Source organism: Pseudomonas sp. Irchel 3A5, assembly GCF_900187575.1.
Classification (GTDB): Bacteria; Pseudomonadota; Gammaproteobacteria; order Pseudomonadales; family Pseudomonadaceae; genus Aquipseudomonas; species Aquipseudomonas folii.
This window is the reverse complement of record NZ_FYDU01000029.1, coordinates 1-26,710: the sequence shown is the minus strand read 5'-3', so window position 1 is coordinate 26,710 and position 26,710 is coordinate 1. Positions and strand designations below refer to the sequence as shown.

The window sequence follows — 26,710 nt, the reverse complement described above, 5'->3', positions numbered from 1 at the left end:
CGGTCCTTATGGCTCTCAAAACACGCATGAAGGCGAACGGGAAGGCCCCGAAGGAAATCATATGTGCGGCCATGCGCAAGCTGTTGCATCTGGTGTACGGAGTGCTCAAGTCGGGGAAACCCTATGACCCTGACATCGCGCTTGCTCGATGAGGGTCAAGACGGTATCTACAGAAAAGCGCTCCAAATCAGGTAATTGCATTTTGGTTGGTCGGAGCTGCGTTGCTTCAGCCTGGATACTCGGCATGCAAGCGCGCCAGTAACTGGTCCTTCTCTTCCCACAGCTTATTGATCCACTGCTGGAATTCCAGGCGGTACTCGCCGTCCTGATCGTAGTTCTTGCCAATGAAGTGCTGCGGAACCTTGATCTCTTCGAAATGCGCGACCACTTCCCGAACATTGCCGCATAGCAGATCCCAGTAACCTGGCCGACCTTGCGGATAATGAATCGTCACGTTGATGATCGACTCCAGTTGTTCACCCATCGCATCCAGTACAAACGCTATTCCGCCTGCCTTGGGTTTGAGCAGATAGCGGAACGGCGATGACTGTGCGGCATGTTTGCCGCTGGTGAAGCGGGTACCTTCAGCGAAGTTGAAAATGCCCACCGGGTTATTGCGGAATTTGGCGCAGGTGCGTCGAGTGGTGGCCAGGTCTTTGCCTTGCTTCTCCGGGTGTTTAGCCAAGTAGGCTTTGGAGTAACGCTTCATAAACGGGAAGCCCAACGCCCACCATGCCAGACCGATCACCGGCACCCAGATCAACTCCTGCTTGAGGAAGAACTTCAGCGGGCGAATCCGGCGGTTCAAGACGTATTGCAACACCATGATGTCGACCCAGCTCTGGTGGTTGCTGGTGACCAGATATGAGTGTTCGTAATCCAGTCCTTCCAGACCGCTCAAATGCCAGCGGGTATGCCCAAGCAGATTTATCCAGCGGTTGTTGTTGGCGATCCAGGCTTCGTGAATGTGGCTCATCAGCCAGTCCGTCACGCGCTGAGCGGCAGGGAAGGGCAGGCACAGCTTGAAGATGGCAACGACGAACAGCGGCGTACAACAAACAATGGTGTTGAGCGCCAACAGCAGCGAGGCGATGAAACCGCGCAATGGGGCAGGCAGAAAATCCATACCGGACGGGCTCCAGAAGAGAGTTCGGATGCTGTCCCGGCAGGCGACAGAATCGTGAGTGTGATGCAGCAGTGTGTCAGGAAAGGGTGTCTGCCTGAATTGCCGTCAACGCGATGGTATAAACGATGTCATCTACCTGTGCACCCCGTGGCAGGTCGTTTACCGGCTTGCGCAGGCCTTGCAGCATTGGCCCGATGCTCACGCAATCAGCGCTGCGCTGCACGGCTTTGTAGGTAGTGTTGCCAGTGTTCAGATCAGGGAACACAAACACGTTGGCGCGACCGGCCACTGAGCTGTCGGGCGCCAGTTGTCGGGCGACGTTTTCATTGGCTGCGGCGTCGTATTGCAGCGGGCCGTCGATCAACAGATCGCGTTGGGTCTCCTGGGCGAGTTGGGTCGCTTCACGAACCTTTTCCACTTCTTCGCCACTGGCCGAGTTGCCGCTGGAATAACTGATCATCGCGACCCGTGGCGTAATGCCGAACGCCACTGCGGAGTCAGCACTTTGCAGGGCGATTTCCGCCAGTTCGCTGGCGCTTGGGTGCGGGTTCATGATGCAGTCGCCATAGACCAGCACCTGGTCAGGAAACAGCATGAAAAACACTGACGACACCAGCGTGCAGCCGGGTGCTGTTTTGATCAGTTGCAAGGCCGGGCGAATGGTATTGGCGGTGGAGTGGATGACCCCGGAAACCAGCCCGTCGACCTCGTCCAGCGCCAGCATCATGGTGCCGATCACCACGGTGTCTTCCAGTTGCTGTTCAGCCATCGGCGCATTGAGGCTTTTGCTTTTACGCAACTCGACCATGGGCGCGATGTAACGCTCGCGAATCACATCGGGATCAAGAATCTCCAGGCCGGGTGGGAGTTCGATGCCCTGTGCCTTGGCGACCGAATGGACTTCTTCCGGCTTGGCCAGCAGCACGCAACGGGCGATGCCCCGGGCCTGGCAGATTGCCGCAGCCTGAATGGTCAACGGTTCGCTGCCTTCCGGCAACACGATACGTTTGTTGGCGGCCTGAGCGCGCTGGATCAACTGATAACGGAACACCGCTGGCGACAGGCGCAGTTCTCGCGGAGTCCCACAGCGTTGGTGCAGCCAGTTGGCGTCCAGATGACTGGCGACGAAATCGGTAATGATCTCGGCCCGCTCGCGGTCATCAATAGGGATTTCCTTGTTCAATTGATTGAGCTGCGTGGCGGTGTCGTAAGAGCCGGTACTGACCGACAGAACCGGCAGGCCTGCCTGCAAAGCGCCGCGACACAGCTCCATGATGCGCGGGTCCGGCACGGTGTCGCTGGTCAGCAGCAAGCCTGCCAATGGCACACCATTCATGGCAGCAAGGCTGACGGCAAGAATGATGTCGTCACGATCACCGGGCGTTACCACCAGCACGCCCGGTTTGAGCAACTGCACGGTATTGAGCACGGTGCGGGCGCAGATAATGATTTTCGACATGCGCCGCTGATCGTAGTCACCGGCATTGATCACCTGCGCGCCGAGCAGTTCGGCCACGTCACGGGTACGCGGCGCGTTCAGTTCGGCCTGATAGGGAATACAGCCCAGCAACCGGAAGTCGCCACTGCGCAACAGCGGAGAATGGTCTTTGAGCCGTGCGGCGAAGGCCTCCATGCTTTCATCGGTGCGGACTTTATTGAGAATCACCCCCAAGACTTTCGGGTCTTTAGGGCCGCCGAACAATTGAGCCTGCAATTCGACCCGGCCCGAGAGTTCGGCCAGCACTTCGTTCTCCGGCGCGGACACCAGAATCACATCGGCATCCAGACTCTTGGCCAGGTGCAGGTTTACCCGGGCCGCATAACTGGCGTGTCGGGTTGGCACCATGCCTTCGACAATCAATACGTCTTTGCCGACTGCGGCCTGTTGATACAGGTTAATGATTTCTTCCAGCAACTCATCCAGCTGACCATCGCCGAGCATCCGCTCAACATGGGACAGGGCCAGTGGCCGTGGTGGGTTGAGGCCGTGAGTGCGGGCAACAAGTTCGGTAGAGCGTTCCGGCCCCAGATCGCCGGGGTGGGGCTGGGCGATGGGTTTGAAGAAGCCGACTTTCAGCCCGGCACGCTCCAGGGTGCGCACCAGACCAAGGCTGATGGATGTCAGACCCACACCAAAGTCTGTGGGGGCAATAAAGAAAGTCTGCATTCAGGGTTCTCGCTTGAGCAGTACAAGGGTCATGGCGGCAATGAACAGCCCACTGACCGGAAAACAGGGCGCCGTCGAATCGCAGCGTCTCAGAGGGGGCTAAGGTTATCGTTATCCGAGGGCTGCGCACACCAGCCACAGCGAAAGCCTTTACCTATTTTTTGCAGCCGTTGTTGCGGATCAAGTACCCAGGCACGCGATTGCCAAGGGGGTTGATGACGCAGGTGCTGGGTATGTCCGCACGAGAGTATGACCACCCAATGGCCCTCATCGTCCTGCCGGAAATCTATGACCGTCACGTTATCCAATATGATCCGTCTGTCTGCGTCTGTCCGCGTTGCGTTCGCTTTCGAGCGATGGCTTGGTTAAACTTGCTCGTTCTTCAATCTTAAGCAAAAGGTCTTGACCCATGCCGATCGCCGCCAATAAGGCTGTCTCTATTGACTATACCCTGACCAATGACGCTGGTGAGGTCATCGACAGTTCCGCTGGCGGCGCGCCGCTGGTTTACCTGCAAGGCGCAGGCAACATCATCCCTGGCCTGGAAAAGGCTCTGGACGGCAAGAACGTCGGTGACGAACTGAAAGTCGCTATCGAGCCGGAAGACGCCTACGGCGAATACTCCGCTGAACTGGTCAGCACCCTGAGCCGCAGCATGTTCGAAGGTGTCGACGAACTGGAAGTGGGTATGCAGTTCCACGCTTCCGGCCCGGACGGCAGCATGCAGATCGTGACTATCCGCGACCTGGACGGCGACGACGTTACCGTTGACGGCAACCACCCGTTGGCCGGTCAGCGCTTGAACTTCGAAGTCAAGATCGTTGATATTCGTGATGCCAGCCAGGAAGAAATCGCCCACGGTCACGTGCATGGCGAAGGTGGTCACCACCATTGATTTGAGCTGCTAAGCTCAGGTAGCTGAAAAGGCGCCGAGGCAGGTTCTGCGCGAACAACTTGGTTCAAGCAGTCTGGCAGGCGCCTTTTTTGTCCGCGGGATTTGAGGGGGAGTGGGTCATGAGTGCGTTTCACGACATTAAATTGAAGGATCTGGATGGTCAGGAGTTGTCGCTGGCGACCTTCAAGGGGCGAGTCGTTCTGGTCGTCAATGTCGCTTCAAAGTGCGGGCTGACGCCTCAGTACGCGGCGCTCGAAAGTCTCTATCAGAAATACAAGGATCAGGGCTTCAGCGTGCTGGGTCTGCCGTGCAACCAGTTTGCAGGACAGGAGCCAGGCACCGAGCAGGAAATCCAGGCGTTCTGCAGCCTCAACTATGGCGTGACCTTTCCGTTGAGCACCAAGCTCGACGTCAACGGGCAGGATCGTCATCAGCTGTACCGCTTGCTGGCCGGTGAAGGCGCCGAGTTTCCCGGCGATATCACCTGGAACTTTGAAAAGTTTCTGGTTGGCAAGAACGGCGCAGTCCTGGCACGGTTCTCACCCCGTACAGCGCCGGATGATCCGGCAGTGATTGTGGCGATTGAAAAAGCGCTGAGCTGATTTAATACCTTGTAGGAGCTGCCGAAGGCTGCGAAAGCATTCCTCCTGACGTGCATCGCCTCTATGCGATCACGAACACCGCGAGGCAGCGATAGCGGGTTTGCCTGATACACCGCTTCGCGGCCGTCGTAATCTCCGTGCGCTCCTACAGGACAGGTGGATGGTCTACATCCTCCGAGTTGCTTCTCAATCTAGATCACCCAAATCAATAGTGCTGTCACCTGCCTGAAACCCCGCCCTATCCTTGATGATTCGAAATGACCCCAAGGAGCGTCGCATGCCGGTCAAAGCCCTGTTCAAGCCTTTCCACCTGGGCAGCCTCGAGCTGTCGTCACGCGTGGTCATGGCACCCATGACCCGCTCCTTCTCGCCCGGTCATGTGCCCAATTCGAAAGTTATCGAGTACTACCGTCGCCGCGCTGCAGCGGGTGTCGGCCTGATCATCACTGAAGGCACTACCGTCAATCACAAAGCCTCCAACGGTTATCCGAACGTACCCCAATTCTTCGGTGACGCACCCTTGGCAGGCTGGAAGAAAGTCGTCGAAGCGGTGCATGCCGAGGGCGGCAAGATCGTCCCGCAGTTATGGCATGTTGGCGCGGTGCGCCGTCTTGGAACAGAGCCGGATGCCAGCGTCCCGGCCTACGGTCCGATGGAAAAACTCAAGGATGGGCAAGTCGTTGTTCACGGCATGAGCAAGCAGGACATTGATGAAGTCATTGCCGCGTTTGCTCAAGCTGCCAGGGACGCTCAAACCATCGGCATGGACGGTGTAGAAATCCATGGCGCCCATGGCTACCTGGTCGATCAGTTCTTCTGGGAGGGCAGTAATCAACGTGACGACGAGTACGGCGGCAGCCTGGCCAACAGATCGCGCTTCGCTATCGAATTGATTAAGGCCGTACGCGCAGCGGTCGGCCCTGATTACCCGATCATCTTTCGTTTTTCACAGTGGAAGCAGCAGGATTACAGCGCGCGCCTGGTGCAAACCCCTGAGGCGCTTGGCGAGTTTCTCAAACCGTTGTCTGACGCTGGAGTGGATATTTTCCACTGCTCGACGCGGCGTTTCTGGGAGCCGGAGTTCGAAGGCTCGGACCTCAATCTGGCCGGCTGGACGCGGAAACTCACCGGCAAACCGACCATCACTGTAGGCAGTGTGGGACTGGACGGCGAGTTCCTGCAGTTCATGGTCAACACCGACAAGATCGCTCAGCCCGCCAGCCTGGAGAACCTGCTCAAGCGTCTTGGCGATGAAGAGTTTGATCTGGTCGCCGTCGGACGTGCGTTGCTGGTGGATCCGGATTGGGCCGTGAAAGTCCGCGAAGGCCGCGAGCAGGACATCCTGCCCTTCAGTCGCGACGCGCTGACCACGCTGGTCTAGCGTTTGAGCTTCAGCTCGGCACCACGAACCGGTTCAGGCTTCGCTGTTTCTGGTGTCGGGCAGGCGCTGAGCATTTTGCGCTCGAACAGATCAATGATTGCCCCCCAACCCTGGCGACTGGCGTGCTGCCGCGCATTGAGGCGCACGCGACGCAAGGTCTCGCTGTCCTCCAGCAACCAGCAGGCTGCATCAATGAAAGCGGCTTCATCGCCCGGCATGGCCAGTGCGCCGTTATGGCCCTGGCGAATATGCTGCCCTGCCGCTGCTTCGTCATAAGCCACGACACCCAGCCCCGACGCCAGCGCTTCCAGCACAACGTTACCGAAGGTCTCGGTCAGGCTCGGGAACAAAAACACATCCCCGGAGGCGTAGTGTTCAGCCAGAGTTTCACCGCGCTGGGTGCCGCAGAAAATAGCGTCCGGAAGTTGCTGTTGCAGTGCTGCGCGTTGCGGACCGTCGCCCACGATCACCAGCTTCAATTGACGTTGCGGATATTTGCTGAGCAGCGCGTCGAAAGTCGACTTGAGCAGGCAAAGGTTCTTTTCCGCCGCGAGTCTTCCGACATGCAGCACGGCGATATCACCGGTGTTCAGCCCCCAGCTTTCGCGCAGTGGCTGTGAGCGTTTCGAAGGGTGAAACAGCGCGCTGTCGACCCCGCGTGACAAGAGCTCGATACGTTCGAAGCCCCGTCTTTCAAGCGCTATTTTCTGACTGACACTGGGTACCAGCGTGATCTTGGAGCGGTTGTGGAACCAGCGCAGGTAATGAGTCAGCAAGCGGTTCATGAAGCCCATACCGTATTGCTGGGTGTACTGCGCAAAGTTGGTGTGGAAACCGCTGATCACGGTAATCCCCAGACGTCGCGCCGCCCTCAAGGCAGAAAGCCCTAACGGCCCCTCAGTGGCGATGTACAGCACATCCGGACGCTGTCGCTGCCAACGGCGCAACAGCTTGTGCATCGACGACTGCCCCCATTGCAACCCCGGATATCCCGGAATCGGCCAGCCGCGGCACAGCATCAAATCATCGGCAGCCAGCCCGACATCGCCGGCTTGACGAGGTCGCACCAGCTCCACCCGATGCCCGCGCAGCCGCAACCCATCGCACAAACGGCCCAGGGTATTGGCAACGCCATTAATTTCGGGGGCGAAGGTTTCGGTAATCAATGTGATGTGAAGAAGTTGGCTCATGACAGCCAGTGTCGGCCGCAATGATTTCGGTTATGTGGCGGCGGAGTGATGGATTTGTGACGGGAGCTGTGAGAGAGGTGAGCGCGGAGCAAGTTAATAGTAAGTTGAATGATCAGTAAAGACATTTAGTTGGGTGGGGTGGGAGAGGAAAGTTTTCGTCAGCCGATAGTAAGTTTTCATTGAAAGCCTATGGCTCGATATATATGTAGTGTTGATGCAGTTTTCTTTCTGGGTAACGTCGGGATCATCAACTCACTGACTGGTTAGTCAGGTGGTTTGAATCCCTCGGGGCTGGGTGTCTTCATCTCGAAGAAGCGGCAGTCTCGTTACTTTATTTCAGGAAGAAAAATGAAAAACTTTAAAAAGTTGAGCGGTATCATCGCGTCTGCAGTAATCATATTTTCAACCTTGCTAGGCTCTCAAAGTGCCATGGCAGGTAGTTATAGTTCGTCGGTAAATTTGCCAGTGTTGCACTCCAGAGGGTACGTATATGTTGCTCGTGTACCTGTCCCGAACACAGTGAGGGAAGGGCAGACAATAAAAAACGTTAGTTGGAACTGGAATGTTCAAGGTTGGCCTAGAGGATTACAGGTTCAACTTTGTCAGGCGTCTGACCAGTGTATTGATGTCTCTAGAGTTCGAAGGTCATCTACCAGAATGTTCCATGGGTTCTTGGCGAAGCAGCCATTCTACTTTGAACTGAAACTTTCCCCCTCTGGGCCAACTCCTGTCGCAGGTCAGGTGGGGCATATCACTGTTGACTGGTGAGTAATAGAGGCCGCCCCGTGCAGGGGCGGCCTCTATTTACCAAGCACACATATCAAGAAATCTTGGTGGCAGTGAGTCATTGAACCTGAGTATTTTCTCCAAAATACTAACAGGAGACGTTCCTTTTTCCATTTCTGACCTGTAAATCTCCGTACGTTCGCGCTGAGCCGCCTGCATGGTCTTTGTAAAGTAAGCTGTTGACTCTGCGGTGATCAATTCACCGTTTCCTGAATATCGGATGTTGTCTCTGTCCGTGACATCAATGAGCGACATCGTCAACGAGTTGAAGGTATAGCTGTGCGCAAGTCTGGATGCATCTCCAGGCGACAATCTCGCTTCTTTCATGATGTCTTCTCTGATCTCCAGATTTGATAACACTCGACCTTCTGGGCGTCTATCCGGTTTATAGCAATTTATTTGTGCCTCCAGCACCTTGCCAAAAGGAGTTGAAACCGTGTTCCCTTGGATGGCTGCGCCTTTGTTTACCGCGGAACACGCGGTGGAGGGGAGCGGAGCCTTGATGTCTTTGTTGACCAAAATCGTCATGTCTGCCGCCCTCAGCGCGTAGTCGATAAAACTAAAGGTAAAATCCGCGACTCACCAATTGTCTCCAGTGCCGCAGGCTTGGCCTTGGGCGGAGCGCTGACTGGGTTGAGGCTGGTCAGTTGCAAGTGCGAGCGCGGTTTGATCTGGCGACACAATGCGGCGGGCTGTGCTTCGATTTTTTGAGCGGGTTTTGATTGGGTCATGTTATTCAGGATTTTCGCGAACCCTGAGGAGTCTGCCTGTGCGTTTTTCTTCGGCGCGGTTGCAGCATTGGGGTGGACGGGATTTGCCTTGATTTCCATGTTTTGCTCACTCCTTGTTTTATAACTGTCATAGCAACAGGAGTGCCAGATTCTTTCGTGTAGGAAATAGAGCAGTGATAAAAGCTAATGAAAAAGGGCGAGATGGAAAACGGAATTATGCTCCTACGTAAACTTCCTACAGAAAGAGTTTTGTAGGGCGTCGGCAGGAGTTTGCCATTAAAAGGCAATGGTTTGCCGGGCAAGTTTTAACGGCGTTTTTGGTGTGTAGGATGTGTTGGATAGATGTGTGGGATGTTTCTTTTTATATTGATTACCGATAAGTTTGGTTCAGCTTGACTTCTTGTGGCGATAATAAAAAAGGCCCAATCAAGGGCCTTTTTATTAGTTTCAGGATTTGTGCGTCAGTAACGCTTCTTCACCCCGTTCCCTGACCCAGAATAAAGTCGCGCCAGCGACAGCCGCCGGCATCATCAGGATGTTGACCACCGGAATCAGTAGCGCGACATAAACGATGCCGCCGAAGCTCAGGCTCTGCCAGCGTTTGGCGCGCAGCCAGGCGAGCATTTCGTTCCAGCCCAGCTTGTGGTTGTCTGCCGGATAGTCGATGTACTGGATCGCCATCATCCAGACCCCGAACAGTAGCCACAACGGTGCGGCAATCAGGTTGACTACCGGGATGAACGACAGAATGAACAGGGCGAGGGCGCGAGGCAGGAAGTAGCCCAGCTTGCGCATTTCCCGGCCAAAGGTGCGCGGCACCATGGCAATCAGTTCACCCCAGCTGAAGGGTGGAAAGTCATCAGTGCCGCGTACGACCACTTCCACCTTTTCCGCGAGGAAGCCATTAAATGGCGCGGCGATGATATTGGCGAGCATGGTGAAGGTGAAGAACACCATGAATATCACCAAGGCGACGAACAGTGGCCAGAGGATGTAGCTGAGGAAGCTCAGCCATCCTGGCAGCTCAGGCATGAGCGTATCGACCCACATGCCGAACTGATGCATGGCGAGGTAGATCAGGCCACCGAACAGCAACAGATTGATGGTCAGCGGCAGCAGCACAAAAAGACGCAAGCCTGGGCTGAGCACCAGTTTCAGGCCTTCGCGCAGGTATTGCGGGCCCGAGAGAGCGGGAGCAGGCATGGCAGCCTCCAAATGACGGAAAACCCGCCGACCTTACCGGCTTTGCCTGGCGGGTGAAAGCGACCTGGGTTCATCTCCTGCCCCTTACACCGCGCAGTAGAGTGATTTGTAGGAGCTGCCGAAGGCTGCGATTGGCGGTGTTTCAGGCTTGGTGCTTTCGTAGCCTTCGTCAGCTCTCGTCAAATATGAAACCAAATGAATTTAAATGCTTTTTCTGTAGGAGCTCACGAGCACCGCGAGGCAGCGATGGCGGTCTGTCTGATACACCGCTATCGCGGCCTCGCGCTGCTCGTGCGCTCCTACAGTTCTATGTTTGGTTGGAGCCATGGAGACTGGGGTGATCCTACGGAAACGAAGCGTCCTGGTGACAGGGACATTCGCAGTAATAAACCCATGAGCGTAAAATCCGCCCAGCGGCTTGAATCAAGGACTTATCGGAATAGGGATTGCCTATGAGGTGGATTGTGAAACGATATTTCCTTAATCTTTGCAGCCCCGATAGGCTGGCCATCAATTTCTCAACCTATCCCTTTCAAATTTGATCCTCCAAGGAGACATCATGAGCGTACTGGTAAACAAACAGGCACCGGATTTCGATTCAGCAGCAGTGCTGGGCGACGGCTCCATCGTTGACAGCTTCAAACTGTCTTCGCTGCGTGGCAAATACGTTGTGCTGTTTTTCTGGCCTCTGGATTTCACCTTCGTTTGCCCTTCGGAAATCATCGCCCATAACAACCGCATCGCTAAATTCCGCGAGCTGGGTGTTGAAGTGGTGGGTGTTTCCATCGACTCGCAGTTCACTCACTACGCATGGCGCAGCACCCCGGTAGAGAAGGGCGGCATCGGCGAAGTCGAGTTCACCATGGTTGCCGACGTGAAGCACGAAATCACCCGCGCTTACGGCATCGAGCATGATGCAGGCGTAGCACTGCGTGCCTCGTTCCTGATCGACCGTGAAGGCGTTGTTCAACACCAGGTGGTGAACAACCTGCCATTGGGTCGTGATGTTGAAGACATGATCCGTCTGGTTGAAGCGCTGCAGTTCACCGAAGAACACGGCGAAGTTTGCCCAGCGGGCTGGCGTCCGGGTCAAAAAGGTATGAAGGCTGACGCAAAAGGCGTTGCTGATTACCTGGCCGAAAACGCTACTAGCCTGTAACACGTCGCTGCGGCTTCGGTCGCAGCTTCAACATTTTTCAGGATTGCCGTGTTATTGAGCCTTCCCCAAGTGCTTATCGGTGATCCTTTTTATTCCAGCCGGTACGACCACGGCGTCAATGGTCGGTCGATAGGAGTCTGTCATGTCTGATGTACGTCATTCCCGGGTAATCATTCTCGGCTCTGGCCCTGCCGGTTACAGCGCTGCGGTGTATGCCGCGCGTGCGAATCTGAAGCCTTTGCTGATCACCGGCATGCAGGCTGGCGGTCAATTGACCACCACCACCGAGGTTGATAACTGGCCAGGTGACCCGCACGGTCTGACCGGCCCTGTGTTGATGGAGCGTATGCGTGAGCACGCCGAGCGTTTCGAGACTGAAATCGTCTTCGACCACATCAATGCCGTAGACCTGGCTGGCAAGCCGTTCAGCCTGAAAGGCGACAGCGGCACCTACACCTGCGATGCGTTGATCATTGCTACCGGTGCCAGCGCTCGCTACCTGGGCCTGCCATCTGAAGAAGCGTTCATGGGCAAAGGCGTTTCGGCCTGTGCAACCTGTGACGGTTTCTTCTACCGTAACCGTGAAGTGGCGGTTGTCGGCGGTGGTAACACCGCCGTTGAAGAAGCGCTGTATCTGGCCAACATCGCCAGCAAAGTGACTCTGGTTCACCGTCGCGAGACGTTCCGCGCCGAAAAGATCCTGATCGACAAGCTGCATGCGCGGGTTGCCGAAGGCAAGATCGAACTCAAGCTGAACGCCACACTGGACGAAGTGCTGGGCGATAACATGGGCGTGACGGGCGCACGTTTGAAAAACAACGACGGCAGCACCTCCGAGCTGAAAGTGGACGGTGTGTTCATCGCTATCGGCCACACGCCTAATACCTCGCTGTTCGAAGGCCAACTGGCGTTGAAAGACGGCTACATGGTTGTGCAGGGCGGCCGTGAAGGCAACGCCACTGCGACCAGCGTTGAGGGGGTTTTTGCGGCAGGCGACGTGGCTGACCACGTTTATCGTCAAGCCATCACCTCGGCAGGCGCAGGCTGCATGGCGGCACTGGATACCGAGCGATATCTGGACGGTCTGGCGAACGCTTCGTTCTGATAGCGATTGCTTTGAAATAAAAAACCGGCCTTGGCCGGTTTTTTATTTTTAATTGGTGTGGCGTATTTATCTGTAGGAGCTGCCGAAGGCTGCGAGACGGTGTCCCTGTCGGTCCGTGATCGCAGCCTTCGGCAGCTCCTACAAAAATGTGTGTCGATCAGGACTTGCGCTTAAGCGGCTCGCCCGCGAACTTCACGCCTGCCAATCCATTAGCGATCAGTGCACGGATATTGCCGTGGTCGCTGCCTTCTGGTGTAGCTACAACCGAACGGTAATGTTCGCCAAAAGCCAATAGCGCCTGTTCGTCGCTCAGGCCTTCCAGCAGCGCTAGGCCCAATGTCTTGCACGAGCCTTCGTTCTGGCCCGCAGCGTTTTCCACGTCGCCGTTGGTAAACGCCTGTGGCTGATAATCATAGCCAGCGGCGATGAATGCCAGCGTGTCGGCGAAAAGATGTTCGCCACTTTCAAGGCTGGCGCGCAGCGTATTCAGATCAGTCATGCTTGGTTTCCTTGGCAAACGCGGCTTGCTGCTCGACGTTTGCTTCTTTCTGGTATTGGGCTTTCCACTCGCTGTACGGCATGCCGTAAACCACTTCGCGAGCTTCATCGAGGCTGACCTCAATGTGCTTCTCGTCGGCTGCTGCCTTGTACCACTTGGACAGACAGTTACGGCAGAAGCCGGACAGGTTCATCAAATCGATGTTCTGAACATCCTTGCGGCTGTCCAGGTGCGCGACCAGCCTGCGGAAAGCGGCGGCTTCGAGTTCAAGGCGTTCTTGATCAGTCATGTTATTCCTGCAGCGTTGAATGTATGGCGAGAATTACCCGCATGATCATAGAGGTCCCGGATCACACTGGGTCAGCAACGGCACGGCGTTGCGCTCGGCAGTCCGGATAAACGACTGGGTCATCATCGCAATGTCCTGAATGATGAACAGCTTTTTTTCAGGGTTGCTCAGCAACTCGGTGGACAGCTGCGAGCTGTCCTGAATGGCAGGCCATGTGCACCAGATCGACAGCACTTCCTCACCGCTATCCAGTGACGTGGCTTCTTCAAAGTTGACCTTGTAACCCACCGATTCCGCGCCGCCAAAGGTGTATTGGAAAATATCTTTTACTGGCGGCGTGTGCGCAATGTTCGGAATGAAGTAAGCAATGATGATGCGGTCGACATTGAAACCGACCCACATTTTCATCTGTGTGTTCGGCGTCTTGAGAATGTAGTTGGCGCCGAAGATATTATTGATCTCCGAGACCGTCACTTCAGCTTTATTACCGGCAGAGTCTTCTACACGCCGCAGCATCTTCGGCAACTGAACCCTCAGCAGGGATTCTGTCTTGTTCATCAAAAACTGCAGGTTGGCTTCACGTTCGCCAAAGATCAGCACCAGAGAGATAACCAGCGCCGTCGCCGCTAGCTGAGCGATGGAAAGCGACAGCAGGATCCAGTCGCTGTGATCAGGTACGCCCACGAAGGACAGTGATATGTAAATGGACGCGACCAGACAAACGGCGAGAGCGGATATGACGCTGATTTTGATCCACTTGGGCAAGTAGATCACTTTTTTTGAATCGATCATTCAACCTCCTTTTTTTAAATGCCGGCCGCCGTTAACGACCACGCTGCTTCCAGTGCTGTATTGCGTATTGAGCAGATAGAACACCGCATCGATCAAAGGCCTGGAGCCTGGTTCGAACTCAAGCAGGGCTTTTTTAAGTGTCTGGCTGCGATAAGCCTCGTCGCTGTTTTCCTTGAGGATCAGCAAGCCAGGCAAGATAGCGTTGACCCGAATATCAGGCGCGAGCTTTTCGGCGAACGACAGCACCATGTTCTGCAGCGCAGCTTTGGTTGCCGCATAGGCGATATGGCTTTTACTGCCTCGCGTTGAGGTTTCGTCGCAGATATGGATGATGTCCGACTTCTCGCTCTTGGCCAGCAGTGGCGCCAGCTCATGATTCAAGTGATAGGGCGCTTCCACGTGGAGTTTGAACATGGTGTTCAGGTTGTCGACGCCGTCGTCGAGCCACAGCGAGGCGTTATGAATCACCGCTCGAAGGCCGGCGTAATTGGCTTTCAGATAGCTGACAAGTGCAGTCCGATCCTCTGCGAGCAGCAGGTCCGTCTGAAAGGAGACAATATTCGGGTATTCAGGGGTGTGAGCAATGTTGCGGCTGGCGTTGACTACGAAATGGCCCGCTTTGGCCAGTTCGATAGCCAGTTCAAGCCCGACCCGCTGACTGGCCCCGGTGATCAGAATTGGATTATTCATTAGCGACTGTTTGGTATGCGTTCAGTGATGTCGTCACGATAGCGCATAGCATACCGAAGTTTGTTGCGGTGGGGGCATTCAGGACCCGGCAGCTCAGCACCGGGTCAGTGTGCTTCAGTTGCTGCGCACCGACTCAGTGCCCGGTCGGTTGGTTGCAGGTGCCGGGTTCAGCCAGCCTGCCAGTAAATGGGTCGACAGCGGGATGAACCAGAAGACCATCAGCGGCGTGAGGATCATGGTGCTGACCATGATGCGCGGGACCAACTGCCAGTCATTGAGCAGCGGGCCGAGCACGAAGTTGAACAGCAACGAAACCGGAAAGAACGCCAGCCAGATCGCTACAGCCTGTTTCCAGCGTGGCGGGCGTTGGCCGACAGCGCCGAACCAGCCATCAATACCACTGACGCGGTGTTCGGATGGCTGTGCGAACAGGCCGCTGCCACGCACCAACCAGGAGCTTCGGGAGGCGGAATGCTCCCAGGCGTGCATGGTTTCAGCGTTGGTAAATCGGAAAATAATCTGGAATTCGTCGTCTCCGGGTGGCGGAGCGAGCACGCCTGAGCCCAGATAGCCGGGAAAATCGGTAGCCAGTCTTTCGCCTTCATGCAGCCAGGCGATCAGTTCCTGATAGCGCCCATGGGCGACGCGGCGCGCGACCAGCAAGGTGACGGGGGTGGTAGACATTATGTATCTCCGATAAACGAGTGAGATTCCCGGGTAAGGAAGTCACATGGCGCAGCTCCGGGGTGGTGGGCGGCGTCAGCTTCGCTGTTTAAGCAAGCAAGGATTATTCCTGAAATCCTTGAATAAGCTATAGGGCATCGGTAATTCCCTGACGAATAGCCGTATCGGGTCGTGTTTTTGCAAAATAAGCCCGGTGCAGGCGTACAATGCGCCGATTGTTTTCAAGCGATACTCGTCATGACTGAATCCGCTATTGGCCTGGAGTCCTCCGTCGGCCTCAAGCAAGAAGAACTCTTCCCCATTCGCGAAGTGTCCCGTATCACGGGCATCAACCCGGTCACCTTGCGTGCCTGGGAACGGCGCTATGGTTTGATTCAGCCAACCCGTACCGAAAGCGGCCATCGTCTGTACTCACAGGCCGATATAGACGAAGTGCGCAGCATCCTTGGCTGGATCGAGCGCGGTGTTGCGGTGAGCAAAGTCGGCAAGATTCTGGAGAAGACCAATGACGTCCGGCTACAGGCATCGGCACTCGATAGCGATGTGTTGCCCGGCGACTGGGCTCAATTGCAGCAGCAGATAAAGCAGGCCGTGGGGACGTTTGATGAGGCGCGCCTTGAGCAGCTCTATGGCCGGGTCTTCTCAACCTATCCGATGACGGTGGTGTTCGAGGACATTTTTCTGCCGGTCTGGCGAGAGTTGCTGCTGCACCATGATCAGTTCGGGCAGGCCAGTGAGTGGCTGTTTCTGGACAGTTTCCTGCGTGCACGAACCTCGCAGCGCTTGCAGTTCGCTCGTGGGTCGGCAGCGCATAAAGTGATTCTCGCCGCTGTGCCTGAGCAGTGCCGGGAACTGGAGCTGTGGGTTGCCGGACTGTTGATTGGCAGCCCTGATCTGGACATTCAAGTGCTGGCCCTGGGTCAGCCGCTGGAAGAACTGACGCTGGTGTGCGGCAAAGTGGAACCCGTGGCAGTGGTGCTCTACAGCAATCATCCGCCAGCCCCGGACTTTTCTCGTCGTTTGAAGCGTCTCGCTCTGGCGCTGGATTGTCCGCTGCTATTGGCGGGCGAAGGGGCAGATCTGGCCCACGAAGCGCTGGACGGTTCGCCGGTTGCCTGCATCGGCAGCGAAGGGCGTTCCATGCAGCGCGGGCTGCAATTGTTTCTGAAGGGGCGTCTTGATAGCTGAGGGTGAGGCTTATCCGCGGTGCATCGTGGGGTACATCTTGCGATGCTGTTGCAGGATGTACTGACGCAGACGCTCAGTGTCTTCCTTGTTCCGGTCGCTCAACCGGTAAGCTGCCAACCCTGACTCGGTAAGGCGCTCGAAAGTGCCCCGCATCGAAATCGGAGCGTGCCCCACCGGAACGAACCAGGCATTGAAGATCTTGGGTGGCCGTGTGGTCTTGCGATGTTCCAGCAGCACACCTTTGAACGAAATTTCATGCACCCACAGCGCGGTCTGTGTGCCTTTCTCGGTCTCCAGCGCAACGGGTTCCGGCAGCGTCAGACGCCATGGACGTATGCGCGGTCCTTCCTCAAAGATAGAAGGTGCGCCCAGCTCCAGGTGCAGTGCGTGGAATTCGTCTTCCACCAGATGCAGCGGGAACGTCATCTGCTGGTTATCGAACTGCGCCTGAATAGTGACTTGTTCATGAGCTGCCAGGCGAGTCAGCAAATCCTGAATTTGCCTTCCGCCGTTCACAGTCAGGCTGCGTGTCGCATCGCGCACGTTCAGCTTGGGGTTGTGCTGCATGCTCTGGATGAAATCCAGCTCAGCCTGAGTGAGTAGCGTTTCGTGGGGCATGATGGAGCTCGAAGGAACCCGTTATTGAGGAAGCAGACCGTTAATTCAACGTTTTGTTACATCCATTCGTCAACTTTTCAATGAAGCTATTTCTTCGCGTGCCAATTTCAGCTCCGCTTCCAGCTGCAGCACTCGCTGTTCGGCTTCGATCTGCTGCGTGACATTTTTCTGGATGCCTATGAAATAAGTCAGTTGATCAGCTTCATTGAACACGGGCGTGATCGACAGTTCATTCCAGAACAGGCTGCCATCCTTATGGTAATTACGGACGATCTGGCGGCACGGCTGTTTGTTGATCAACGCTTCGCGAATCAGGTCCAGTGCCGCCTGCTGACGGTCATCGCCCTGTAGAAAACGGCAATCCTGATACAGGATGTCGTCGACTGCATAGCCCGTCAGGGCTTCGAATGCCTTGTTGGCATAAATGAGGATATTGTCCTCACCTTCCTGCTCGGCGACGACGATGCCGTCGTTGGAGGCGTCAACTACCAGCTGCAGCAGTTTTGCGTTGATCATGAAATGTATCCGGAGCGAAGAAGCAAAGTCCGCATTCTAGGTCATGAGGCCACTTGGGGCATAATGCCAAACGTTTTTTACGTTGCTACAGGATGATTCATGAAAGTCGCCATTATTTCCGGGTCGGTCTACGGATCGGCTGAAGAAGTCGCTCGGCATGCGGGGCAGATCCTGCGTGACGCCGGTTTCGAGGTCTTGCACAACCCTCGCGTGACGCTGGCCGAGCTTCAGGCCTTTGAGCCGCAAGCGCTACTCGGTGTGACATCGACCACCGGCATGGGCGAGCTGCCCGATAACATTCAGGCTATTTATTCGCAGATTCGCGATGTCTTGCCAGCAGCCTGGCGCGGACTGCCAGGCGCAGTGATCGCATTGGGCGACGCCAGCTATGGCGACACCTTCTGTGGCGGTGGCGAGCTGATTCGTGAACTGTTTGCCGAGCTGGGTGTGAATGAGGTCCAGGACATGCTGCGTCTGGACGGCAGTGAAAGCGTCACCCCGGAAACCGACGCCGAACCCTGGCTGGGGACGTTCATCGAGCGGTTGCGCGCCTGACACCGCGTGTGGGACTGATGGCCGCGCTCTAAATCATCCCGCTTCGTTATCGCGCACTATTCAGCATCGATTGTGTTGATTGTGACTGCCGCATGGGTGGATGACACTGGACTCTTGAAATCCTTTGCCGGAGTCGATCATGAGTCATGCCATACGCTTTGAAGACAAGGTAGTCATCGTCACCGGGGCTGGCGGTGGCCTTGGCCGTGCCCATGCGCTGTTGTTCGCGCGCCACGGTGCGCGGGTGGTGGTCAACGACCTTGGCGGCTCGGCGCACGGCGAGGGTGCCAATGCTTCCGCAGCCGACCGTGTTGTCGCCGAAATTCGCGAGGCGGGCGGTATCGCTGTCGCCAACCATGACTCCGTCACCGACGGCGACAAAATCGTCCAGAACGCTCTGGATGCTTTTGGACGTATTGATGTGCTGGTGAACAACGCTGGCATCTTGCGTGACAAGTCCTTCGCGAAGATGGATGACGCCGATTGGGACCTTGTTTACCGGGTACATGTCGAAGGCGCCTACAAAGTGACGCATGCCGCCTGGCCGCACCTGCGTGAACAGAATTACGGCAGGGTGATTTTCACCTCATCCACTTCCGGTATTTACGGCAACTTCGGCCAGTCCAATTACGCGATGGCCAAGTTGGGCCTGTATGGGCTGACTCGCACCTTGGCGCTGGAAGGGCGCAAAAACAACATATTGGTCAACGCCATCGCTCCCACGGGCGGAACCCGAATGACCGAAGGGCTGCTCCCGCCTGATGTGTTCGAGTTGCTCAAGCCGGAACTGGTCAGCCCATTGGTGGTGTATCTGGGCAGCGAAGCGTGTCAGGACACCGCAGGTTTATTCGAAGTGGGTGGCGGCTGGATTGGCAAGGTTCGCTGGGAACGCAGTCTTGGTGCGGGCTTCGATCCCCGTGCCGGCTTCAGCCCGGAGGACGTTGCAGCTCAATGGCAAGTTATCAGTGACTTCAATGAAGCAGTCCATCCGCAGGACAACATGGAAGCGCTTAAAGAAATGATGGCTCATGTGCAGAAATATGCGGTGTGAGTGCTGCTAATTGAGTGGCGATGGTCGCTCTTGCGTAGCAATTGATCTGTACGAGCTGCCCCGATGTGCCTGACACCTCGCTTTCGTTAAGGAAACGGGTGACCCTGTAGGAGCCAACTTGTTGGCGAGACGTCGGGCCTGCATCGTGAGAAATTACGCTTCGCCAACAAGTTGGCTCCTACCAGGTCCGCGTTTCTAATCCATTATTGAAGTGATGTTGTTATGGGGTAAAAGAATCATAACTTACAATGGTAATATTTTTCATGTTATTAATAGTTGTCTGAAATATATTGATGCTGCGTAAGATTTTTCCACTTCATATGTAGTACCTCTCTGGATTTTAAATCTGCAGCCCATCCCCTATAAAGTCTGCTTGTGAGGCACCGATATGCTCCTCGATACAGGACCTTTTATTGCAGGAGCATGATCATGAGCCGATGGTATATTCCAGAACTTCCGCCGCTAACTATTAAACCATTACCGGCTCAGCCCGCCGTCAGGCATCGCGCCGCTGAAGTCGATAGAATGCTTAACGAAATAGGCGAAAATCGTACGGCGCTTAATACGACAAAGATGGAGCTGGGCAAACTAAAGCCCATGTTTAAAGGGTTTAATCCGGAAAGTATCAGCTCTTCTGGTCTCGATAAAGTAGGCAAGCAGCTTTACTCATTTGGGTTGATTGATAATCTGACTGCGGATTTGTTAGGTCGCGCTGCACTGGATTTCGACAAAGACGGTAATCCTTCCAATCCTGAAGAAGAAATAAACGTGTTGGAGTTTTTCGTTACCCAGATTGGCGAAATGAAGGAGAAGGCTATTAAAGGCGATAAATACGCGACTTTATTACTGCCCGATTACGTTCGGGCTGTGCACGTCATGAAGTGTTTGCAGGAATTCGGTGCAACGGGAGACAGCTACGACAGCGTCACTCGCAAGCGCCGTGAGGATGCAGGCGAGATCCCTAAGCAACAAGCGCTGAAACCCATCAGGTAATAACGAAAAAAAAGCCGCTGCACGGGCAGCGGCTAAATATTACGCAGATCCAGGAGCTTCAAAATCAACGTGGGCAGGATGATAGTGACTGGCGGGGTTCTAAAAAAGAGTGGTTTGAGATATGGAGTGTTGCAGTAAGCGCAATGGTCGCTGGAGGGACTTCCTACCGCCACTGGTAAAACGTCTGTCAGGCTAACGCGTGTTTCCCGTCAATTTCTGTCCTTGCAGGTAGTAATAGATACCGCGAAACAGGTCCATCGGACGCGTCTCATGAACGTGTCTGGCGGTTCACGTGTTCTTTCATCTGGCTGGATGCCTTTTGGACGTGACCGCTTTATTGGAGCGGTACCATGAATGATCTTTCTGTTGCATCTCGTTTCTTGTCCTCAAGTCCTGTTTCTTCCTCTTCGCAACCATCCTTGCCTCTGGCCCGGTTGTGTGAGGCCTCAGCCCAGGCAGCCGAATTAATGTTGTCTTTGCCGAACTTGCGTCAAGCGGCGCGAACACTCATAGGCAAAGCGCTGCTCAGGGCCGGAGTCGATTACAACCCTGACATCCTGTTCCTCAATCAGCGAACCACGGACGGTTCGTTGTTGCGTTCGATCTCCCTCCCCGACGGGATGATTCAAACGCTGATTGATGGCGTGGATGCATCTGGCAGTGATCTCGTCGCGCTCTATACCCGCCACGACACTGTGGATGAAGCGTTTCTGGCAAGGCACACCGATGGAGAGGGACTGAAGGCGATATTCACTTACACCAGTGAGCGTCTGTCTGACTACTATCTCGATCTGCTGGATGAGTTCTGGTCGCAGGGTATAAAAGATCCGTATTCGCCGGGGCAGCTTATTACCCGTCAAAAGCTTTGGGCTTCTCTGCAGGGCAAAGCGTTCCTCAGTGAGATGGAAGTCAGTCACCTTAATGGCGATCTGGACGAAGAGGAAAAAAAACGGCTGGACTGGGTACTTAACAGTCCTAAAGCCGAAGGCCTGCACCGGGTTTCGTTGATCAAGCCCGGCCACGTGCCTGCTATGTTGCACACTGCTTTCGTGATCAGCCTGGAGTCTAAAGCTGGCGACACGCTGAGTCCGGCAAGTAACCAAGGGCCGGTGTTCTTGCTGACTGCCAGGTATGGCGTAGAAAAATTCGATTCGCTTTCATCGCTCAGCGAAAAGCTAGGCGAACGATTCTCCGATTCAACAGCGCGTCGCGTCTTGCTTGAAGACCTTTTACTGTCCCAGGCCGAGCTGTTTTCGGAGGTCTCTGACATTGAAGTTCAGTACAGCCCGACTTCTGATTCTTTGGTAAACAATCTGGTCAAGGCCTTGCGGGTCAAGCAAGTGGAGGATCTTCGCTTTCTGCTGAAGAGTCCCCGTGGCAAAAGTGCTTCGAGTTTTCTGAACACTGTGAACACGTCTCAGACTTTCGCCTCCCTCGATGAGGCGCGGCGCCAGAGTTTTCACTCACATATGCAGCGCCTGCAAACCCTGAGCACCCCACACTGGTTGAAACACACCAGTGATAATGAACGAACCGACTACGAAGTATTCGATAGCGAATACCGTAGTCGTGCCCAAACTGCCAGCCAGTTGTTTGCCGGGCTGGAATCGCTGGAGGGCTATGCATTACTGAAAATTGATCACTATATCCGGCAGCATCTGGGTTACCGCGTGGATACCCGGAAAGTATTCATTGTATTGAAAGATCGGTGGTCTTCCCCAGCAGGCGACTTGAGTCCCGTCTATCGAAAGTCGCTGTTTGACTATGCGCTGAACGGCCTGCCGTTGATTGCTGCCGAAGCTGACGCCCGTCTGGAACTGCCTCAAGGTAGTCATCATCCGGAGTTTACCTTTGAGTTTGTCAAAGAGCTGGTTGCTGATCTGGACTTGCGACATCGATACCGGCAAGAGCTTGAGGCTCGTTACCGTCAACCTGACACCCTGCGGGCGCTGTTGCATCAACGCGACAGTGCGTTGGCGCTGAGTACCTGGGCAGCAAAACTTCAGCACCATATTTCGGACAAGGGCGTGGAGCTGGTCTGGGCGTTGCGGGCTGATCGTCAGGAGCCGGGTGCTACACGCAAAACCGGAGCGCTGGAAGTCGGAGGGGTTGGCAATAAGTTGCGCGATGTCATTGTGTTCAGCGAAGAAACCAGCGCTGATCAACACTTTGTGCTTTATGCCCCCGGTGCGCCTGGCGGGCGCGATATGTTCGAGTTTGGCAGTTGGCGTCATCTGTACCATGAGGTGGCGCAATGGTCGGCGACGCCAAGTGGCAGGGAGTACCTGATAGCGCAATCCGCGCCAGCTTCTCGAGATGCCATGGCGGCGTTCATGCAAGCTGTCAGTCAGAAGCCTACCCGGTGGAATGAAGAAGATGTACGTGGGGGTGCAGGGCAGGACTTGAACTTTCAAGCCAGTATGTCCGCCTTGATAGCCACAAAAATCGATTATCAACTCGCCGAGTTACCACGGGTTGTCGGAGGCGACCGGAACACGTCGACTTATAAATATCGCCGACAGTTGTCGTTGTGCGAAGCACGAATCGATTTTCTGCAAAAAAGCTATAAAGACAGTATGCAGCTCATCTCTTATCGTCATTTCGCCCGACTCTCGGGAGAGATCTATATCTCGAATATCCTGAAAAGAAAGGGTGTCGATCTGATCGTCAATACCGACACGGTTTATTTCGATTTACACAGCCGCACTCGAAGGCCTCAACCTGACTTTGGCCCTCACACGGATCTGGTCTCCCTGACTCAGTTGCTCATGAATGATTTTATCTACAGCCTGGATGAGCACGCGCCCATGTACTCCTCTACGGGGCAAGACCTTTCCGAGCTGTCCATGCCGGTCATAAAAGAAGTGCTTGCCGCACCACTGGGCGAGCGATACATCGAGATACTCAAGGAGGACTACGGCGACCGGCAGCATCCTGATTATGCCAAGAGGAGGGCGCTGTTTGCTCAACGAAACTTCTTTGAAATGCGTCGGGATATAGTGATTACCTACCTGGAGAATGGATTCACCGAGGCGCAGTATCAGTGGGCTATAAACTTGCTGTCCACGCTCTATCCTGATCACCCTGACAGTTCACGGGATGGCAAGCAGGGCGCGAACAATAGTTCGATCAACGAGTTGTACCTTAACGGCCGCTTGATCGAGGGTGTATTCGTTTTCAAAAACAACGGCACCGATCTGGCAGATTACAATCTGATCTATACCCCTCAAGCGCCCGACGGCATTCGCTTCAGAAACTATGGGGTTTTTATTTCTACCCTGAGTTCGCCGGGCATGGATGCCTATTATTACAATCGCGTCAGTTATAAAAATCAGCCGAGTATTGGCACGCTCTTTTCGGAGCTGGTGAGAAATCCACAGCTGGCACTGAAGTCGCTGACCATTGATACAGATGGCAAGGTGCGCGACTTGCAGACTCTGCATGACGCCATGATCGAACGCATGATTCAGGACGTTGATGAGCAGTCACTCAGCAAAGCCGAGAGCTTCGCTGAAAACCTTTACACACTGATCAAATGGACTGGCACGATCCTGCTGCTTCCATTCCCGCCTGCTGCGCTGGCCTGGGGGTTGCTCAATACTTCCATTAACCTTGCCCGGGGATACCTGGCATATCTTGACGGGGATCGGGCGGCCGCAACTCCCTATTATGTCTGGGGCGTTGTCGGGTTGTTACTCGGTGCCTCTGGTGCTAAAGACCTTGCCCAATCAAGTGCGGGCCTTGGGCTAAGAGCATTGCGCTGGGCGGTGACCAAATCACATCCCGGTTTTGCCTAATGAATTGCTCTTCCGTGAGGTAGCTGGCCCAACCGTTCGGTGAGTCTCAAGCGCTGAACGGCGTCATCACTCAACATCAATGCATGCTCCAGGTCGTAACGTTCGGCCTGCGGGCATTCCAGGGTTCGATACAAACTGGCACGGGCCAGGTAATCAGCAGTGGTTGCCGGGCCCAGTTCCATCACTCGATTAGCGTCTTTGAGGGCTGCCAGAAAATCATCGTTGATCTGATGCAGGTGTCGCAGGTTACGCGACAGGCGTTGCAGCATCGTGACGTCGGTGGCTCGCGCCATGTGTTCGGCGCGCAGTGGCATGTCCGGCCCGAACTGGCGCGCCAGCAATTCACGACAATCCTTGGGATAAAGCCTGCGGCCGCCACAGGGATCCAACAGATGGTCGGCACCCGGTACTCGCAGCAGAAAATGCCCAGGGAAGCTCACGCCTTCAAGTTTGATATCCAGACGTCTGGCCAACTCGATGGCGACCAGTGCCAGACCGAGTGGTTGGCCTCGACGGCGCTCCAGAACTTTATGCAGTAAGGCCGATTGCGGTTTAGGCGGATTCCAGTCGTCCTGAGCAAAGCCCAGCGTGTTGAGTTGTCGCAACAATGGCTGCGCCAGTTCGCCGCCGGGTAAATCCGGTAAAGCAGCTCTGATCTGGCGCAACAGGTCATCCATGGCGTTGAGCGCCAATTCAGGCGTGAACTGCTGATCATGCTCGGCGGATATCCACAGCGCCGCTTCGAAAACATCGCACGGTGTTCGTTGCAGGCAAGCCAGGCAGTGTTGGCGTGGTGTCATGTCGCTCTCCGAGCAGACCTTGGCAGTCATGACCTGTTTTAGACCCACTGATGTCTTTCGTCCAGAGCCAAATAGCCCTGCGATGTGTTTCATTCCATGTTTGCCTGCTAGCGTTTATGTCGCCTTGCAGCACTGGCTTTAGCCGCGAGGGCGGTATTTTCTGGCGAAGGGTATTTAGCGAATGCCCCGACGTCCTCCCGGCTAAAACGGAACGCCGCCCGGCCGGTCTTCAGAACAGCGCAGTTTCTATGGGAGATTCCATGGATCGAGCGGTCCATCTTTTTTTTTCGAAACGCCTATACTCGGTTCATAAAAACATACCGGAGCACCGTCGATGTTCGCACTCATGCATACATCACGTGTCGAGTCGCTGCATCTGGTCGTCGACCCGGAAACCGGCCTGAAAGCAGTCATCGCCATTGATAATTGTCGTAGAGGACCGGCCCTGGGGGGCTGTCGCTATCTTTCCTACCCGGATGAAGAGAGCGCAATCGAAGATGCCATCCGCCTCGCCCGAAGCATGAGCTACAAAGCCGTGCTCGCCGGTCTGCCGTTGGGCGGTGGGAAGGCCGTGATCATGCGTCCGGCACGTCTATCCAATCGTGCGGCGCTCTTTGAATCGTTCGGCCGTTTTATTGAAAGTCTCAACGGGCGTTACATCACCGCCCTGGACAGCGGGACCTCCAGCGTCGACATGGATTGCATTGCGCAACATACCCAACACGTCACCAGCACCAGTGAGTCCGGTGATCCATCTGCGCACACGGCCATGGGCGTTTTTACCGGCATTCGAACCACGGCAATGGCCCGGTTGGGCAGCGACAATCTGGAAGGTTTGCGCGTGGCCGTACAGGGGCTGGGGAATGTCGGCTATGCGCTGGCCGAGCAACTGCATGCCGCGGGTGCAGACCTGTTGGTCAGTGATCTGGATCAGGGGCGAGTGCAATTAGCCATGGAGCAATTCGGTGCTCACCCCATTGCGTGTGAAGCGTTGCTCAGTACACCCTGCGATATTCTTGCGCCCTGTGGCCTTGGCGGCGTGTTCAATAGCCAGACAGTTGCACAATTACGTTGTGCTGCGGTAGCTGGCGGGGCCAGTAATCAGCTCACTAGCCTGCAAGTGGCTGATCAGTTGGAGACTCGCGGCATTCTGTATGCGCCGGATTATGTGATCAATTCTGGTGGGCTTATTTACGTTGCTCTGCAACACCAGGGTGAAAGCCCGAGCACCATTACTGCCTGTCTGTCGCGAATCGGCCAGCGATTGACTGAGGTTTATGCACATGCTCAGGCCGAAAAGCGTTCACCTGCACGGGTTGCCGACATGCTGGCGGAGCAGTTGTTGAACGCGGAGTAGGTCGTTGGATTTTGAGGGCTCCATTGTCGTGGCACCTGCCTTAGCCGGGAAGAGGCCGCAACAGTCATTGAAAATGTGTCGTCAGAAATGCTGCTTTCCCGGCTAAAGCCGGTCCCACGTCAATCTCCAACAAAGACCGCATCCCTGTAGGAGCCGAGCTTGCTCGCGATGAACGATTACGCGCTCTGACTCGTACACCGCAGCGCCTGAATCGCGGGCAAGCACCGCTCCCACAGGGGTGATCTCAGTACTTGTGCAATGTCTTGGGACCGGCTTCAGCCGGGAAGAGGCCGGTACATTCACTGCGTCTTTATCGTCAGAAATGCTGCTTTCCCGGCTAAAGCCGGTCCCACGTCATGAACTGCACCCCAAAAGTTGGACACCTAGTCAGACTTTGGGGTGTTTTCCGTGGGTAAGTATTCAGCGCAGTTCAAACACACAGCCGTCCAGACCTATCTGAATGACGTTGATGGCTATCGAAAGGTCGCTCGACACTTCTCAATCGACGTTAGCTTGTTACGTCGCTGGGTTGCTGC

At 55.3% G+C, this 26,710-nt stretch carries 27 protein-coding genes and 1 pseudogene; 13 read left to right on the top strand and 15 right to left on the bottom strand.

Annotated elements, in window-relative coordinates; translation table 11 throughout:
• Positions 1 to 226 precede the first annotated feature (226 nt).
• The 3 genes and pseudogenes from CKW31_RS29240 to CKW31_RS30530 all read right to left on the bottom strand — a co-directional run bounded on the left by CKW31_RS29240 (position 227) and on the right by CKW31_RS30530 (position 3,689).
• On the bottom strand, positions 227 to 1,126 hold the full coding sequence (locus tag CKW31_RS29240) for an acyltransferase (protein WP_095102639.1): 900 nt from the start codon (positions 1,124 to 1,126) through the stop codon (positions 227 to 229).
• Positions 1,127 to 1,202: 76 nt separating this feature from the next.
• On the bottom strand, positions 1,203 to 3,293 hold the full coding sequence (gene pta / locus CKW31_RS29235; protein ID WP_095102637.1) for a phosphate acetyltransferase: 2,091 nt from the start codon (positions 3,291 to 3,293) through the stop codon (positions 1,203 to 1,205).
• 89 nt (positions 3,294 to 3,382) lie between these two features.
• Positions 3,383 to 3,689 (bottom strand): annotated as a pseudogene (locus CKW31_RS30530) (DUF3565 domain-containing protein).
• Between the two features lie 13 nt (positions 3,690 to 3,702).
• Between CKW31_RS30530 and CKW31_RS29225 the strand changes: the two are divergent.
• The 3 genes from CKW31_RS29225 (at position 3,703) to CKW31_RS29215 (ending at position 6,171) form a co-directional block, all read left to right on the top strand.
• Complete coding sequence (locus tag CKW31_RS29225; protein ID WP_027899554.1) at positions 3,703 to 4,188, top strand: peptidylprolyl isomerase; 486 nt, start codon at positions 3,703 to 3,705, stop codon at positions 4,186 to 4,188.
• Positions 4,189 to 4,307: 119 nt separating this feature from the next.
• A complete protein-coding gene (locus tag CKW31_RS29220) occupies positions 4,308 to 4,790 on the top strand; it encodes a glutathione peroxidase (RefSeq protein ID WP_095102635.1) in 483 nt (160 codons plus the stop codon).
• A 277-nt stretch (positions 4,791 to 5,067) separates the two neighbouring features.
• On the top strand, positions 5,068 to 6,171 hold the full coding sequence (locus tag CKW31_RS29215; RefSeq protein ID WP_095102633.1) for an NADH:flavin oxidoreductase: 1,104 nt from the start codon (positions 5,068 to 5,070) through the stop codon (positions 6,169 to 6,171).
• On the opposite strand, the gene CKW31_RS29210 is transcribed toward CKW31_RS29215, so the two are convergent.
• A complete protein-coding gene (locus CKW31_RS29210) occupies positions 6,168 to 7,361 on the bottom strand; it encodes a glycosyltransferase family 1 protein (RefSeq protein ID WP_095102631.1) in 1,194 nt (397 codons plus the stop codon). The two genes, CKW31_RS29215 and CKW31_RS29210, sit on opposite strands and share 4 nt — an antisense overlap.
• A gap of 348 nt (positions 7,362 to 7,709) precedes the next feature.
• Here CKW31_RS29210 and CKW31_RS29205 point away from each other — a divergent pair, with 348 nt between their 5' ends.
• On the top strand, positions 7,710 to 8,129 hold the full coding sequence (locus tag CKW31_RS29205) for a flagellar protein FlhE (protein WP_095102629.1): 420 nt from the start codon (positions 7,710 to 7,712) through the stop codon (positions 8,127 to 8,129).
• A 36-nt stretch (positions 8,130 to 8,165) separates the two neighbouring features.
• Here the strand turns inward: CKW31_RS29205 and CKW31_RS30195 are convergent, their stop codons facing one another.
• From CKW31_RS30195 to cysZ, 3 genes are all read right to left on the bottom strand, one after another.
• Positions 8,166 to 8,675 carry a hypothetical protein gene (locus CKW31_RS30195; RefSeq protein WP_256582756.1) on the bottom strand — a complete coding sequence of 170 codons (510 nt, stop codon included), beginning with the start codon at positions 8,673 to 8,675 and terminating at the stop codon, positions 8,166 to 8,168.
• 11 nt (positions 8,676 to 8,686) lie between these two features.
• Positions 8,687 to 8,977 (bottom strand): hypothetical protein, encoded by a 291-nt coding sequence (locus tag CKW31_RS29195; RefSeq protein ID WP_095102627.1) that lies wholly within the window; start codon positions 8,975 to 8,977, stop codon positions 8,687 to 8,689.
• 348 nt (positions 8,978 to 9,325) lie between these two features.
• Entirely contained in the window at positions 9,326 to 10,081 is a 756-nt protein-coding gene (cysZ, locus tag CKW31_RS29190) for a sulfate transporter CysZ (protein ID WP_095102625.1), read from the bottom strand.
• Positions 10,082 to 10,640: 559 nt separating this feature from the next.
• Here cysZ and CKW31_RS29185 point away from each other — a divergent pair.
• A complete protein-coding gene (locus CKW31_RS29185) occupies positions 10,641 to 11,240 on the top strand; it encodes a peroxiredoxin (protein ID WP_027899561.1) in 600 nt (199 codons plus the stop codon).
• 142 nt (positions 11,241 to 11,382) lie between these two features.
• The gene (trxB, locus tag CKW31_RS29180) at positions 11,383 to 12,345 is read left to right on the top strand and encodes a thioredoxin-disulfide reductase (RefSeq protein WP_027899562.1); all 963 of its coding nucleotides are present in this window, start codon (positions 11,383 to 11,385) and stop codon (positions 12,343 to 12,345) included.
• Between the two features lie 157 nt (positions 12,346 to 12,502).
• On the opposite strand, the gene CKW31_RS29175 is transcribed toward trxB, so the two are convergent.
• The 5 genes from CKW31_RS29175 to CKW31_RS29155 form a co-directional block, all read right to left on the bottom strand.
• Positions 12,503 to 12,844 carry a HopJ type III effector protein gene (locus tag CKW31_RS29175; protein WP_095102623.1) on the bottom strand — a complete coding sequence of 114 codons (342 nt, stop codon included), beginning with the start codon at positions 12,842 to 12,844 and terminating at the stop codon, positions 12,503 to 12,505.
• Positions 12,837 to 13,133 (bottom strand): DUF1244 domain-containing protein, encoded by a 297-nt coding sequence (locus CKW31_RS29170; RefSeq protein WP_095102620.1) that lies wholly within the window; start codon positions 13,131 to 13,133, stop codon positions 12,837 to 12,839. The genes CKW31_RS29175 and CKW31_RS29170 overlap by 8 nt, the downstream gene beginning before the upstream one ends.
• 45 nt (positions 13,134 to 13,178) lie before the next feature.
• Complete coding sequence (locus CKW31_RS29165; RefSeq protein WP_095102617.1) at positions 13,179 to 13,925, bottom strand: hypothetical protein; 747 nt, start codon at positions 13,923 to 13,925, stop codon at positions 13,179 to 13,181.
• Entirely contained in the window at positions 13,926 to 14,615 is a 690-nt protein-coding gene (gene folM, locus CKW31_RS29160; protein WP_095102615.1) for a dihydromonapterin reductase, read from the bottom strand.
• Between the two features lie 114 nt (positions 14,616 to 14,729).
• The gene (locus CKW31_RS29155; RefSeq protein WP_095102613.1) at positions 14,730 to 15,299 is read right to left on the bottom strand and encodes an antibiotic biosynthesis monooxygenase; all 570 of its coding nucleotides are present in this window, start codon (positions 15,297 to 15,299) and stop codon (positions 14,730 to 14,732) included.
• A 237-nt stretch (positions 15,300 to 15,536) separates the two neighbouring features.
• On the opposite strand from CKW31_RS29155, the gene CKW31_RS29150 reads away from it, so the two are divergent.
• Positions 15,537 to 16,487 (top strand): MerR family transcriptional regulator, encoded by a 951-nt coding sequence (locus tag CKW31_RS29150; protein ID WP_095102611.1) that lies wholly within the window; start codon positions 15,537 to 15,539, stop codon positions 16,485 to 16,487.
• A gap of 9 nt (positions 16,488 to 16,496) precedes the next feature.
• On the opposite strand, the gene CKW31_RS29145 is transcribed toward CKW31_RS29150, so the two are convergent.
• The gene (locus tag CKW31_RS29145) at positions 16,497 to 17,105 is read right to left on the bottom strand and encodes a hypothetical protein (protein WP_095102609.1); all 609 of its coding nucleotides are present in this window, start codon (positions 17,103 to 17,105) and stop codon (positions 16,497 to 16,499) included.
• A gap of 69 nt (positions 17,106 to 17,174) precedes the next feature.
• Entirely contained in the window at positions 17,175 to 17,621 is a 447-nt protein-coding gene (locus CKW31_RS29140) for a PAS domain-containing protein (RefSeq protein WP_095102607.1), read from the bottom strand.
• Between the two features lie 99 nt (positions 17,622 to 17,720).
• Here CKW31_RS29140 and CKW31_RS29135 point away from each other — a divergent pair, with 99 nt between their 5' ends.
• The 4 genes from CKW31_RS29135 (at position 17,721) to CKW31_RS29120 (ending at position 24,017) form a co-directional block, all read left to right on the top strand.
• Positions 17,721 to 18,176, top strand: a complete 456-nt coding sequence (locus CKW31_RS29135; protein WP_095102605.1) for a flavodoxin — start codon at positions 17,721 to 17,723, stop codon at positions 18,174 to 18,176.
• Positions 18,177 to 18,315: 139 nt separating this feature from the next.
• Entirely contained in the window at positions 18,316 to 19,227 is a 912-nt protein-coding gene (locus CKW31_RS29130) for an SDR family oxidoreductase (RefSeq protein ID WP_095102602.1), read from the top strand.
• A gap of 429 nt (positions 19,228 to 19,656) precedes the next feature.
• Positions 19,657 to 20,220: a hypothetical protein gene (locus tag CKW31_RS29125; RefSeq protein WP_095102600.1), complete on the top strand. Its 564-nt coding sequence runs from the start codon at positions 19,657 to 19,659 to the stop codon at positions 20,218 to 20,220.
• Positions 20,221 to 20,687: 467 nt separating this feature from the next.
• Positions 20,688 to 24,017: a dermonecrotic toxin domain-containing protein gene (locus CKW31_RS29120; protein ID WP_095102598.1), complete on the top strand. Its 3,330-nt coding sequence runs from the start codon at positions 20,688 to 20,690 to the stop codon at positions 24,015 to 24,017.
• On the opposite strand, the gene CKW31_RS29115 is transcribed toward CKW31_RS29120, so the two are convergent.
• The gene (locus CKW31_RS29115; RefSeq protein ID WP_095102641.1) at positions 24,014 to 24,817 is read right to left on the bottom strand and encodes a SirB1 family protein; all 804 of its coding nucleotides are present in this window, start codon (positions 24,815 to 24,817) and stop codon (positions 24,014 to 24,016) included. The two genes, CKW31_RS29120 and CKW31_RS29115, sit on opposite strands and share 4 nt — an antisense overlap.
• 334 nt (positions 24,818 to 25,151) lie before the next feature.
• Here CKW31_RS29115 and CKW31_RS29110 point away from each other — a divergent pair, with 334 nt between their 5' ends.
• Positions 25,152 to 26,174, top strand: a complete 1,023-nt coding sequence (locus CKW31_RS29110) for a Glu/Leu/Phe/Val dehydrogenase dimerization domain-containing protein (RefSeq protein WP_095102596.1) — start codon at positions 25,152 to 25,154, stop codon at positions 26,172 to 26,174.
• Between the two features lie 399 nt (positions 26,175 to 26,573).
• Positions 26,574 to 26,710 (top strand): transposase (locus CKW31_RS29730; protein WP_141230204.1); only part of this gene is annotated, 137 nt, incomplete at its 3' end.